Here is an 11,776-nt window from a genome sequence, read left to right as displayed (position 1 = left end):
TCGGGCCCACGGTCAGGGACCGTACCGGCCCCGGCCCGCCGGCCGTCCGGACCGGCGATCCGGCCGTGGCGGCGCCGTGGCCGGGGCGGGTCCGGACGGTGAAACACCCTGCGGGCGACCTGCGCGGATCGCGTAGATTTCGGGGGTGACGGCCGGGCCCGGCCCGCCGCACCCGCACCACACCGGAAGGGCGTACAGCGAGATGAGCGAGGACTCACTGCGCGAGGAGGTGCTGACCGCCCGGCGGATCGTCGTCAAGGTCGGCTCCTCCTCCCTCACCACGGCGGCCGGCGGCCTGGACGCCGACCGGGTCGACGCCCTGGTCGACGCGCTCGCCAAGGTGCGCAGCCGCCCGGACGCACCCGAGGTCGTCCTCGTCTCCTCCGGCGCCATCGCCGCCGGCCTGGCCCCGCTCGGCCTGGACAAGCGGCCCAAGGACCTGGCCCGTCAGCAGGCCGCCGCCAGCGTCGGCCAGGGCCTGCTGGTCGCCCGCTACACCGCCTCCTTCGCCCGGTACGGCATCCGGGTCGGCCAGGTGCTGCTCACCGCCGAGGACGCCAGCCGGCGCGCCCACTACCGCAACGCCTACCGCACCCTCGACCAGCTGCTGGCGATGGGCGCGATGCCGATCGTCAACGAGAACGACACCGTCGCCACCGCCGAAATCAAGTTCGGGGACAACGACCGGTTGGCCGCGCTGGTCGCCCACCTGGTCCGGGCCGACCTGCTCGTGCTGCTCTCCGACGTGGACGGCCTCTACGACGGCGACCCGGCCCGGCCCGGCACCAGCCGGATCGACCAGGTGAGCGGCCCGCACGACCTCGACGGCGTCGAGATCGGCAGCGCGGGCAAGGCCGGCGTCGGCACCGGCGGCATGGTCACCAAGGTCGAGGCGGCCCGGATCGCCACCGGCGCGGGCATCCCGGTGGTGCTCACCGCCGCCAGCCAGGCCGCCGACGCGCTGGCCGGACGGCGCACCGGCACCCTGTTCCTGCGCACCGGCAGCCGCACCTCCGACCGGATGCTCTGGCTGGCCCACGCGAGCAGCCCGCGCGGCGCCCTGCACCTCGACGCGGGCGCCGTCACGGCCGTCGTCTCCGGCGGCGCCTCGCTGCTGCCCGCCGGGGTCACCAAGGTGGACGGGGAGTTCACGGCGGGTGATCCGGTGGACCTTCTTGCCGAAAACGGCCACATCGTGGCTCGCGGACTGGTCAACTTTGATGCGAGGGAGTTGCCCCGCCTGCTCGGCCGGTCCACCCGCGACCTGGCCCAGGAGTTCGGCGCCGCGTACGAGCGTGAGGTCGTCCACCGCGACGACCTGGTCGTTCTGCGCGGCTGACCGGCCGGTGTGCCGGTACCGGCCGATCGGCAGAGCGCGGTGGGCGGGCCGCTCCGCACGGGGAGTGGCCCGGCCGCGGGCGAGGAGCGGTGCAGCCGTACCGGTCGGCCGCGGGCCGGCGGGTCCGGTGCGGGGGACGACACGACATCGCCGAACAGGAGGCCGCCGGTGGAACGCAGAAGCGAGGCAACGCTGACCGCAGGGACGGCGGGCCGGCGGCTGACCAGCATCGACGGCGGACGCGGGGACGGACCCGCCGAGCCGGCCGGTCCGCCGCCGCAGGGGCCCGGCGGGATGCGCAGGCCGCGGTCGCAGCACGCGGACCCGGGGGAGCCGCCCACCGTGCCCGAGCAGGCCCGGCTCTGGCACGTGGTGCTGAGCGTGTCCGGGCAGGTCACCCCGCTGTCCTCGCTGCGGGCCTCGCTGGAGCGGCTGGCGCACGACCACTCGTTCTTCCTCACCGCCCGCTACGCCGCCGACCACGCCGAGATCCGGTACTGGGAGCAGGCCCGGGACCTGCACGACGCGGCGGCGATAGCGCTGCGGCTGTGGGGCGAGCACAAGGTCACCGCGAACCTGCCGCCGTGGGAGATCGTCGGCCTGGAGGTGGTCGACCGGGCGACGTACCACAAGCGGGTGGCGGAGGGCTTCGGCGATCCGCCGCCGCACCTGGGCGGGGTGCACCCGTACTGAGGGGGACGCCCCCGGGCGCGGTCCCCGGAATGAGGCCCGGAGACGGGTGAGCCACAGGGGAGAACCGTCCCGCCAGGCCGTCTCACCGGGCGAAATGGCCGCTCGGCGGGCCCTGCGCAGTCGCTACCCTTGGCGCATGAGCAGCGACCTCGCCACCGCCGACAGCCCCGTCCTCGCCGTAGCGCGCCGAGCCCGGGAGGCCGCCGCCGCGCTCGCCCCGCTGCCGCGCAGGGCGAAGGACGCCGCGCTGCTGGCGATCGCGGACGCCCTGGTGGCCCGCAGCGCCGAGATCACCGCCGCCAACGCCGAGGACGTGGCCCGCGCCCGCGCGGCCGGCACCGCCGAGTCGGTGATCGACCGGCTGAGCCTCGACCACGAGCGGATCGCCGCGATCGCCTCCGACGTGCGCGACGTCGTCGGCCTGCCCGACCCGGTCGGCGAGGTGCTGCGCGGCTACACCCTGCCCAACGGCCTGGACGTGCGCCAGGTGCGGGTGCCGCTCGGCGTGGTCGGCATCATCTACGAGGCCCGGCCGAACGTCACGGTGGACGCCGCCGCGCTCTGCCTCAAGTCCGGCAACGCCGTGCTGCTGCGCGGCTCGGCCTCCGCCTACCGCTCCAACACCGCGCTGGTCGCCGTCCTGCGGGACGCGGTCGCCGCGGCCGGGCTGCCCGCCGACGCCGTCCAGCTCGTCCCGGGCGAGAGCCGGGACTCCGTCCAGGAGCTGATGCGGGCCCGCGGCCTGGTCGACGTGCTGATCCCGCGCGGCGGGGCCTCGCTGATCCGCACGGTGGTCGAGGGCTCGACCGTGCCCGTGATCGAGACCGGCACCGGCAACTGCCACGTCTACGTGGACGCTCAGACCGACCTGGCGATGGCCGTCGGCATCCTGCTGAACTCCAAGGCGCAGCGGGTCAGCGTCTGCAACGCGGCCGAGACGCTGCTCGTCCACCAGGACGTCGCGGACGCCTTCCTGCCGCTCGCGCTGGCCGCCCTCGCCGAGGCCGGGGTGACCGTGCACGGCGACGACGCGGTGCTCAAGGCCGCCGAGGGCGGCGCCGCCACCGTGGTGCCCGCCACCGACGAGGACTGGGGCGCGGAGTACCTGTCCTACGACCTGGCCGCGGCCGTGGTGCCCTCGCTGGACGCCGCCGTCGAGCACATCCGCCGCTGGTCCTCCGGCCACACCGAGGCGATCGTCACCACCTCGCAGGCCGCCGCCCGGCGCTTCACCCGGCTGGTCGACTCGACCACGGTGGCCGTCAACGCCTCCACCCGCTTCACCGACGGCGCCGAGTTCGGCTTCGGCGCGGAGATCGGCATCTCCACCCAGAAGCTGCACGCCCGCGGCCCGATGGGCCTGCCCGAGCTGACCAGCACCAAGTACATCGTCACTGGTGACGGGCACGTGCGCGGCGAGGCGACGCAGACCGTGGGCGGGGACGCGGACGTGCGCTGAGCGCGGCCCGCGCGGCGGGCCGGCCGGGCCCCGGGGCGGTCCGCGGCGGCCCGCGTCACACGTGTGACGGACCAACTGCGATGAGCCACAGACAAATCGGCCGCCCGGTAATACGCTGAAGCCGTGGCTGACGATGTGGGGGGCTCGCCGTACCCCGACGGCGCCGACCACGGTGGTGCGGACGACGAGTTCGCCACCGTGGTCTTCGATGAGGCCTTCGTCCGGTCCGCCGCCGTGCACGAGCCGACGGCCAAGGAGCGGCAGCTCGCCGCCGCCGAGGCCCGGTTCGAGCCGGACACCGCGGGCCCGGTCTGGGGCTATGACGTCACCGCCGGGGACGGGCTGCCGCTGGAGCTGCGCCCGCACCCGAGCGGACTCGACGACGACCACCTGTACTCCGATCCCTGGTCGGGCCCCGGCCGGGCGCCCGGCCGCCCGGGCCGCCGCCGACGCGGCTACGACCCGGCGCGCGGGCGCGGGCGGTACGTGGCCCAGCAGCGTTGGCACCGGCCGGTGGCCTGGGTGCTCGCCGTGATCATGGGCGTGAGCCTGGTGGCCGTCGCGGTCGCGGCGATCTACCAGGGCGTGGGCGGCTCCTCCGGCGCGCCCCGGCGCCCGGAGTCCGGCAGCAGCAGCCCCGGGACCGACCCGAGGCCCGCGCCCGCCGAGCCGTCGCTCGTGGTCACGGCACCTGCGGGGTGACGTCGTAGGGCGTGGCGCAGGGGTGGTGCGCGCCGGGGCGGGCGGTTGCGGGGCGTTCCCGGGAATCTGCGGTCGCACCCTCGTGGAGGGGCGACGGCGCGCCTTACCCTGGTGTCATGGGTGACCCGCGAGAGCCTCCTGAGGGTGCGCCCGACGGTGGTTCCGGCAATGAGGACGAGTACCGGTCCGTCGTCTTCGACGAATCCTTCGTCCGGGCTGCCCGGATCCAGGAGCTGTCCGCCCGGGAGCGGCTGGCCGGGTCCTTCGGCCGGGCCACCCGCCCGCGGGTGCGGTTCGGCCCGCTGGGCAGCGTGCCGCGGCAGGCGCTCGCGCTGCTGCTGCTCGTGCTGCTGGCCTTCGGGGCCGCGGTGTACTTCGGGGTCAGCTCGCCGAACCGGATCTCGGCCCGGCCCGAGGGCAGCCAACTGACCGTCAGCCTGGTCGCGTTGACCCCGGCCTCGGTGGTCCGGCCGGTCGCCGACCCGGCCAACCCGTTCGCCGCGCTGCCGGTCGGGTACAGCGACGGGGCGATCGGACTGGGCACCCCGACCGGGGCCGCCACCGAGCACTTCAGCCGGGTCGAGGTGACCAAGGCGCTCGACACCGTCCAGCGCTACCTGGTGGCCTCCTCGCTGGCCCCGGCCACCCTCGTCCAGGGCGCGACCGCCGACGTGCGGGCCTTCGTCACCCCCGGGGAGCAGGCCCAGTTCGACACCAGCGTGACCCAGCCGGTCGACGACCGGCACCACGCGCTGACCGGCTGGCTGGTGCGCTTCGACCCGGCGCAGGTCGCGCTGGCCGCCGACACCGTGAAGGTGACCGGCGCGATGCGGATCGACGAGGCCGACGGCGGCACGCTGCAGATCACCACCGACCACACCTTCGTCTACGCGCTGAAGCCGGCCGGAGCCGCGGCCGGTGCGCCGGTGACCCTGGAGACCGTCCGGCGGCAGCTGACCTTCCAGTTCGACCGGGTCGACCTGGCCTCGGCCCAGCTGCGGCTGGTGGACTCGGTGGTCCAGGCCGGGCCGGAGCCCTGCACCACCTCGATGGCCGGCTTCCTCCAGCCGGTGCTGGCCACCCCGCAGGGCACCCGGGTCCCGCCGCCGGCGCCGATCGACCCGGGCAACCACGCGCAGCCGGCCTGGCAGGTGTGCGGGGTGCTCGCGCCTTAGTCAGGTCCTGTCCGGGGCGCCGGCGGCGAGCGGGAGGCGGACCACCGCGCGGGCGCCCGGGCCGGGCGACGGCGGGTCGGTGAAGGCGGCGGTGCCGTGGACGCCGCGGGCGATCGAGCGGACCAGGGCGAGGCCCAGGCCGGCGCCGCCGGCGTCGCGGGATCGGGCGTCGTCCAGCCGGACGAACCGGTCGAAGACCCGCTCCCGGTCCTCCGGCGGGATGCCCGGGCCGTCGTCCGTGACGGTCAGCACGGCGTGCCCGTCCTCGACGGTCACCGAGACGGCGACGGCGGTGCGGGCGTGCCGGGCGGCGTTGTCGAGCAGGTTGCGCACCAGCCGGCCCAGCCGCAGTTCGCTGCCCGGGACGGGTGCGGGCTCCAGGGAGACGGCCAGGAAGGCGGGCCCGCCGGAGGGCAGGTGGGTGCGTTCGCCGAGCTGCTCGCCGACCAGGTCGGCGAGGTCCACCGGCTCGCCGCCGAGCGGCCCGGTGGGCTCCTCGACGGCGGCGAGCAGCAGCAGGTCGTCGGTGAGCAGTTGCAGCCGCTCGGTGTCGGTGAGCGCGTCGCGCACCACCTGCGGCCACTCCACGCCCGCCGGGTGGGCCAGCGGCACCTCCAGCGAGTTGCGCAGTGCGGCCAGTGGGCTGCGCAGCTCGTGCGAGGCGTCCGAGACCAGTCGGCGCTGCTCGTCGATCGCGTGTTCCAGGCGGCCGAGCGTGGTGTTGGTGGTCTCGGCCAGCCGCGCGATGGCGTCCCGCGAGGGCGGCACCGGGACGCGCTCGTGGAAGGCGCCGGCGCCGATCCGGGCCATGCCCCGGCGGATCGACTCCACCGGGCGCAGCGCCAGGCCGGTGACCAGCCAGGCGATCAGGGCGGTGAACAGGGTCGCGGCGGGCAGCACGTAGCGCAGCAGGATGCCGGTGGTCCGGTCCTCGGCCTGGTCGGCGGCGGTGGGATTGACCAGCAGGTAGACGGTGACGCGCTGGGCCGGCAGGCCCGCGATGCCGGTGTACTTCTCCAGCGCCTCCGAGGACGCCTGGTCGGTGATCCGCTTGAGCAGGGTGACGTCCCGGTCGGTGAGGTCGGGGCCGCTCCGCGGCGGGTGCCACAGCCGGGTGTGGACGGGCAGGTGGATCCGGATCCGGTCGGTGCGGCCCGGTGTGGCGTTCTGGGGGTAGGACGGCATCTTGGCGAAGGGTTCGACCGGCAGACCGGCGTACTCCTCCAGCAGGGTGCTGGCCTGGACCCAGGAGGCGTTCGTGCGGGTGTCGTTCCAGACGCGGCCGGCGTCCCAGGGGCGGACCGGGAACGCCAGCCGTCCGTCCGCCAGGACCAGGACGAAGGACTCCTGCAGGGATTCGACCCAGGTCTGTGAACCGCCGGGTATGTCGTGGGTGACGAGTTGGATGCTGCGCTCGGCCTGCTTCTCGGTGACGGCCGTCCACTGGTCGTGGACCGCGCCGCCGACCCAGAGGCTGGCCACCGAGAAGGCCAGCACCGAGGCGAGGGCCGCGCCGAGGGCGGCGCGGATGCGGAGCGAGGAGCGGTGCCAGGGGCGCAGCAGCGGGCGGAGGCGGTCAGCGCGCATCGGGCACCAGCCGGTATCCGGCGCCGCGCACCGTCTCGATCCGGCAGCCGATGCCGGGCACGTCCAGTTTCCGCCGCAGGGCCGCGATGTAGACCTCGACGATGTTCACGTCGCCCCGGAAGGCGGCGTCCCAGACGGTGTCCAGGATGCCGCCCTTGGGGATCACCTCGCCGGGTCGGTGGGCCAGGCACTCCAGCACGGCGAACTCCTTGGTGGTGAGCCGGACCTGTCGGTCGGCGGCGGTGCAGCGGCGGGCCGCCGGGTCGATCCGCAGCGCGCCGACCGCGAGCACCGGTGGGCGGGCGACGGCGCCGCGGCGCAGCAGGGCGCGCAGCCGGGCGGTGAGCACGACGTAGGAGAACGGTTTGCTGAGGAAGTCGTCGGCGCCGCAGTCCAGCGCCTCGGCCTCGTCGTACTCGCCGTTCTTCGCGGTGAGCATCAGAATCGGTACGGAATTCCCGGCGCCGCGCAGTTCGCGGCAGACCTTGAAGCCGTTGAGGCCGGGCAGCATCAGATCGAGCACGATCACCGAATATGGCTCGACGAGGGCGAGTTCGAGCCCCTGGACGCCGTCGGCCGCCAGGTCGACCGCGTATCCCTCGGCCGCCAGTCCCTGTCTCAGGGACTGCGCGAGCCGCTCCTCGTCCTCGACGATCAGTAGCCGCATGACGCCCATCCTTGGTGGAATTCAGTTTTCCCGCAACGGCCATGACCGGCTTGCCCGGGATATCCGAACTGAAGTTTTCCTCAGCTTTCCTCAGTTTCCCTTCAGTGCGGAATTCCTAGCGTCCGGACCATGGATTTCCGACGTGTGCTGCCGTGGTCGGTGGCCGCCCTGTTCGCCCCGCTGTACGCGGCGGTCTCGCTCACCCGGCACGCCCGGTTGGAGAGTTCGGGTTTCGACTTGGGCATCTTCGAGGAGGCGGTGCGCGCCTACTCCCGGCTCGAAGCACCGGTGGTCGCGCTGAAGGGTACGGGCTTCAACCTCCTGGGCGACCACTTCAGCCCGGTGCTGGCGGTGCTGGCGCCGTTCTACCGGCTCTGGCCGGGCCCCGGCACGCTGCTGGTGGCGCAGGCGGTGCTGGTGGCGCTGTCCGCGGTGCCGGTGACGGCGTACGCGGTGCGGGTGCTGGGGCCGGCGGGCGGGGCGGTCGCCGGGGTCGCGTACGGGCTGTCGGCGGGGTTGCAGAGTGCGGTGGCGTTCGACTTCCACGAGGTGGCCTTCGCGGTGCCGCTCGCGGCGGCCGCGGTGGTGGCGCTGGCCCGGGAGCGGTACGGCCCGGCGGTGGCGTGGGCGCTGCCGCTGCTGCTGGTCAAGGAGGACCAGGCGCTGCTGGTCGCGGCGGTCGGCGGCTACGTGTGGTGGCGCGGGCGGCGCCGGCTGGGGGCGGTCACCGTGCTGGTGGCGGTGGCGGCCGGGCTGCTGGTCACCCTGGTGGTGATCCCGGCGGTGAACCCGGGCGGCGAGTACACGTACGCGCACATGGGGGAGTTCGACGGCGGGAACCCGGTGGTCCGGCTGCTGTTCCCGGAGGTCAAGGCGCTGACCGTCCTGCTGCTGCTGGCGCCGACGCTGCTGCTGGCGCTGCGCTCGCCGCTGGTGCTGCTGGCGGGCGTGCTGCTGGCGGCCCGGTTCTGGGTGGTCAATCCGGCGTTCTGGCGCACCGGGCAGCACTACGACGCGGTGCTGGTGCCGCTGCTGTGCACGGCGGGGCTGCACGGGGTGGGCCTGCTGTTGCCCCGGCTGCCCCGGCTGGGCCGGCTGGGCCGGGGGCTGCCGGTGGCGGCGGGGATGCTCGCCGTCACGGTGGCGCTGACCGCGACCGGCCCGGTGGCGGGCGTGCTGTCGGGGGAGGCCCGGCGGGGCGACGGGCGGGCGGCGCAGGTGCGCCGGGTGCTGGCGGTCGTCCCGGACGGCGCCCGGGTGGCCGCCGCCAACCGCCTGGCGCCGCAGCTGACCGGGCGCTGCGCGGTGTCGCTGTTCCCGTACCTGACGCCGCCGGGCGGGGTGGGCGGGCCGGGCGGCTGGGGGCGGCCGGTGGCGGAGTGGGTGGCGGTGCTGGAGGAGCCGGACGCCTTCCCGGTGCCGGTGGCGGAGCAGCGGCGGTTCCTGGCCGGCCTGGTCGACGGCGGCGGGTACCGGCGGGTGGCGGACGGGGCGGGGGTGGCGGTGTACCACTGGCAGCCGGGGTAGGCCCCGGCAGGCCGACGGCCGGTGACCCCGGGCGGGGGCGCACCGGCCGTCGGCGCGGGTGCGGCGGGTCAGCCGTCGGTGCGCTCGCCCCGGTCGGTGCGGCCGTCCTCGCGGGTGGCGGAGCCGCCGCGGGAGCCGCCGGTGAACGTGTCGGCGAAGGTGTCGCGGAGCTTGCCGCCGACGGTCGCGGCGCCGCCGGCCACGTCGCGGATCAGGCCCATCAGCGGGTCCTTGCTCTCCTTCACCGAGGTCGTGTAGTGGTCGGCGGCGGCCTTCCACTGCTCGCCGACCGAGGTGTCCGGGTCGTCCGTGCGACGCGGGTAGGCGCCGGCCAGGATCGAGCGGTACTCGTCGCTCTCCGCCCACTTCTTCAGCTGGGCGACCCGTACCACCGCGAACGGGTGGCTCTGCGGCAGCAGTTGGAGCAGCTTGAGCACGCCGTCGCGCAGGTCGCCGGCCTTGTCGTACTCCTCGGCCTGCTCCAGGAAGGCGTCGACGTTCAGTTCGGCCAGGTTGTGCCCGCCGGCCAGTTTCATCAGGGCGCGCATGGACGCCTGGACGTCCTGCCCGGCGAGCAGGCCGGCCCGGTCGCTGGACAGCTCCGCCTTGCGGAACCACTCCTTGAGCGCGGTGACGATCGCCATGATCGCCAGGTTGCCGAGCGGCACCCAGGCGACCCGGGTGGCGATGTTGGTGAGGATCATCAGCATCGTCCGGTAGACCGCGTGGCCGGACATCGCGTGGCCGACCTCGTGGCCGATGACCGAGCGCAGCTCCTCCTCGTCGAGCAGCTCGATCAGGCCGCTGGTGATCACGATGATCGGGGTGTCGATGCCGATGCAGTACGCGTTGACCGTCGGGTCCTGGGTGACGTACAGGTCCGGGACCTGCTCCAGGTCGAGCACGCAGGCGGCGTCGCGCACCATGTCGTACAGCTCGGGGAACTGGCGCTCGGAGGTCTTCACGGCGGTGGCCAGGAACATCAGCCGGATCGAGCGCTCGGACACCAGCCCGGCGAGCTTCCTCAGGACGTCGTCGAAGCCGGTGAGCTTGCGCAGGGCGACCAGGGCGGAACGGTCCGCGGGGTGCTCCCAGGCGCGGGTGGAGATGTCGGGGAAGCGCTGACGGCGCCGGCTCGGGGTCTTCGCGGTCGGGTCGGTCATGGTCTGAGTACCTCCTGGTCGACGGCGGCCCCGGCCCGGCGGCCGGCCCCCGCTGGTCTACGCCTGCAACGACTGTCCTTGCAACGTCCGCGGTTGCGTACTCGTCCCCGCGGCCAGCGTACGCGCGGGCCGGGCCACGCCGCAGGGGCCGGTGGGCGCCGCCGGTGTGAGGCCGGTCTACCCTGAATGCCCTGGAGAACCGAGACCGGCCCCGGCCCCGGTACCGAGCAGTTCGAGGAGCCCCGCAGATGTCCACCGACGCGCTTGTCAGCCTGGCCGCGCCCATCTCCAACGAGGCCGGCCCGGGCCTGTTCCTGCGGATCATCGTGGTGGCGTCGTTCGTCGGCGTCGGCCTGCTGGTCTGGATCATGGCGCGGGCCTTCCGCGGCAACTGAGCACCGCCGCCCCGGTTCAGGCTCACGCCCGGTCAGCGGCGGTGGGCCGCCGAGCGGTTGTCGGGTAAGCCCCCGTACGATGACAGGTGGGCCTTCACCGGCCCGGAAGAACCCCTGGTCCGTTCACCCGAGCCGAGAAGGTCCCGCCGACCATGAACACTGCCGCCGCACTCCCCGTCCTGAACCTGCTCGCCGAGAGCGAGGGGGGCAACCACGAGAGCCTGAACCCGTACCTGACGGGTGGCGCCGCACTGTTCATCCTGGCGCTCCTGCTCTTCGTGACCACCCGCTTCAACCGGGACCGCTGAGCCGCCTCCCGGGGCCGCTCGGGGAGCGTCCGGCGTACCGGCCGGCCGCTCCCTCACGCGTCTTCGGACAACCCCCACCCGGGCGTTCCCGCACCGTAACGGGCGTCGCGTAAGGTGTGGCGGCATGGGAGAGCAGGCCGGGAATCCCGGCGGACCGGAACCGGTGAAGAAGCGCCTCGGGGTGATGGGCGGCACCTTCGACCCGATCCACCACGGCCACCTGGTCGCCGCCAGCGAGGTGGCGAGCGCGTTCCACCTGGACGAGGTGATCTTCGTGCCGACCGGGCAGCCGTGGCAGAAGAGCGATCGCCACGTCACCCCGGCCGAGGACCGCTACCTGATGACGGTCATCGCCACCGCCGAGAACCCGCAGTTCTCGGTCAGCCGGATCGACATCGACCGCGAGGGGCCGACGTACACCGTCGACACCCTGCGCGACCTGCGCTCCCAGCACCCGGACGCCGACCTCTTCTTCATCACCGGCGCCGACGCGCTCGCCCAGATCCTCTCCTGGCGCGACTCCGACGAGCTCTTCTCGCTCGCGCACTTCATCGGGTGCACCCGCCCGGGACACACCCTGTCGGACGCCGGGCTCCCGGTGGGCGGGGTCTCCCTGGTCGAGGTCCCCGCGCTGGCCATCTCCTCCACGGACTGCCGCAACCGGGTCGCCAAGGGCGAACCGGTCTGGTACCTCGTCCCGGACGGCGTGGTCCGCTACATCGACAAGCGGGCGCTCTACGCGCCGCACCGGACCTGACCAG

At 74.4% G+C, this 11,776-nt stretch carries 12 protein-coding genes; 9 read left to right on the top strand and 3 right to left on the bottom strand.

The window, feature by feature from the left end; all coding sequences use genetic code 11:
- Positions 1-202: 202 nt before the first annotated feature.
- The 5 genes from proB (at position 203) to AC07AL_RS01915 (ending at position 5,368) form a co-directional block, all read left to right on the top strand.
- On the top strand, positions 203-1,339 hold the full coding sequence (gene proB, locus AC07AL_RS01935) for a glutamate 5-kinase (RefSeq protein ID WP_363586414.1): 1,137 nt from the start codon (positions 203-205) through the stop codon (positions 1,337-1,339).
- Between the two features lie 168 nt (positions 1,340-1,507).
- The gene (locus AC07AL_RS01930) at positions 1,508-2,032 is read left to right on the top strand and encodes a hypothetical protein (protein ID WP_400332296.1); all 525 of its coding nucleotides are present in this window, start codon (positions 1,508-1,510) and stop codon (positions 2,030-2,032) included.
- A gap of 136 nt (positions 2,033-2,168) precedes the next feature.
- Positions 2,169-3,491, top strand: a complete 1,323-nt coding sequence (locus AC07AL_RS01925) for a glutamate-5-semialdehyde dehydrogenase (RefSeq protein WP_363586413.1) — start codon at positions 2,169-2,171, stop codon at positions 3,489-3,491.
- A gap of 123 nt (positions 3,492-3,614) precedes the next feature.
- Complete coding sequence (locus AC07AL_RS01920; protein WP_363586412.1) at positions 3,615-4,193, top strand: SCO2584 family spore wall biosynthesis protein; 579 nt, start codon at positions 3,615-3,617, stop codon at positions 4,191-4,193.
- Between the two features lie 116 nt (positions 4,194-4,309).
- Positions 4,310-5,368, top strand: a complete 1,059-nt coding sequence (locus AC07AL_RS01915) for an SCO2583 family membrane protein (protein WP_363586411.1) — start codon at positions 4,310-4,312, stop codon at positions 5,366-5,368.
- On the opposite strand, the gene AC07AL_RS01910 is transcribed toward AC07AL_RS01915, so the two are convergent.
- Positions 5,369-6,955 carry a sensor histidine kinase gene (locus AC07AL_RS01910; RefSeq protein ID WP_400985148.1) on the bottom strand — a complete coding sequence of 529 codons (1,587 nt, stop codon included), beginning with the start codon at positions 6,953-6,955 and terminating at the stop codon, positions 5,369-5,371.
- Positions 6,945-7,622: a response regulator transcription factor gene (locus tag AC07AL_RS01905; protein ID WP_363586409.1), complete on the bottom strand. Its 678-nt coding sequence runs from the start codon at positions 7,620-7,622 to the stop codon at positions 6,945-6,947. Before AC07AL_RS01905 ends, AC07AL_RS01910 begins: the two co-directional genes overlap by 11 nt.
- Before the next feature lie 129 nt (positions 7,623-7,751).
- On the opposite strand from AC07AL_RS01905, the gene AC07AL_RS01900 reads away from it, so the two are divergent.
- Complete coding sequence (locus AC07AL_RS01900; RefSeq protein WP_400805364.1) at positions 7,752-9,149, top strand: DUF2079 domain-containing protein; 1,398 nt, start codon at positions 7,752-7,754, stop codon at positions 9,147-9,149.
- Between the two features lie 68 nt (positions 9,150-9,217).
- Here AC07AL_RS01900 and AC07AL_RS01895 read toward each other — a convergent pair whose 3' ends face one another.
- Entirely contained in the window at positions 9,218-10,312 is a 1,095-nt protein-coding gene (locus AC07AL_RS01895; protein ID WP_400985150.1) for a M48 family metallopeptidase, read from the bottom strand.
- A gap of 248 nt (positions 10,313-10,560) precedes the next feature.
- Here AC07AL_RS01895 and AC07AL_RS01890 point away from each other — a divergent pair, with 248 nt between their 5' ends.
- The 3 genes from AC07AL_RS01890 to nadD all read left to right on the top strand — a co-directional run bounded on the left by AC07AL_RS01890 (position 10,561) and on the right by nadD (position 11,772).
- Positions 10,561-10,707 carry a hypothetical protein gene (locus tag AC07AL_RS01890; RefSeq protein WP_159398425.1) on the top strand — a complete coding sequence of 49 codons (147 nt, stop codon included), beginning with the start codon at positions 10,561-10,563 and terminating at the stop codon, positions 10,705-10,707.
- 152 nt (positions 10,708-10,859) lie between these two features.
- Positions 10,860-11,015, top strand: a complete 156-nt coding sequence (locus AC07AL_RS01885) for a hypothetical protein (RefSeq protein WP_167745857.1) — start codon at positions 10,860-10,862, stop codon at positions 11,013-11,015.
- 124 nt (positions 11,016-11,139) lie between these two features.
- Positions 11,140-11,772, top strand: a complete 633-nt coding sequence (nadD, locus tag AC07AL_RS01880) for a nicotinate-nucleotide adenylyltransferase (RefSeq protein ID WP_363586407.1) — start codon at positions 11,140-11,142, stop codon at positions 11,770-11,772.
- Positions 11,773-11,776 lie beyond the last annotated feature (4 nt).

This window comes from Kitasatospora sp. NPDC043949 (assembly GCF_056435365.1).
Note: the sequence above shows the minus strand (reverse complement) of the source record. Positions and strands in the feature narration are given on the sequence as shown.

Excerpts from the sequence above, each read along its gene's own strand:
- AC07AL_RS01925 (WP_363586413.1), top strand. The coding sequence starts at position 2,169 with ATGAGCAGCGACCTCGCCACCGCCGACAGCCCCGTCCTCGCCGTAGCG.
- AC07AL_RS01900 (WP_400805364.1), top strand. The coding sequence starts at position 7,752 with ATGGATTTCCGACGTGTGCTGCCGTGGTCGGTGGCCGCCCTGTTCGCC.
- AC07AL_RS01905 (WP_363586409.1), bottom strand. The coding sequence starts at position 7,622 with ATGCGGCTACTGATCGTCGAGGACGAGGAGCGGCTCGCGCAGTCCCTG.
- AC07AL_RS01890 (WP_159398425.1), top strand. The coding sequence starts at position 10,561 with ATGTCCACCGACGCGCTTGTCAGCCTGGCCGCGCCCATCTCCAACGAG.
- AC07AL_RS01895 (WP_400985150.1), bottom strand. The coding sequence starts at position 10,312 with ATGACCGACCCGACCGCGAAGACCCCGAGCCGGCGCCGTCAGCGCTTC.
- AC07AL_RS01915 (WP_363586411.1), top strand. The coding sequence starts at position 4,310 with ATGGGTGACCCGCGAGAGCCTCCTGAGGGTGCGCCCGACGGTGGTTCC.
- nadD (WP_363586407.1), top strand. The coding sequence starts at position 11,140 with ATGGGAGAGCAGGCCGGGAATCCCGGCGGACCGGAACCGGTGAAGAAG.
- AC07AL_RS01910 (WP_400985148.1), bottom strand. The coding sequence starts at position 6,955 with ATGCGCGCTGACCGCCTCCGCCCGCTGCTGCGCCCCTGGCACCGCTCC.
- AC07AL_RS01885 (WP_167745857.1), top strand. The coding sequence starts at position 10,860 with ATGAACACTGCCGCCGCACTCCCCGTCCTGAACCTGCTCGCCGAGAGC.
- proB (WP_363586414.1), top strand. The coding sequence starts at position 203 with ATGAGCGAGGACTCACTGCGCGAGGAGGTGCTGACCGCCCGGCGGATC.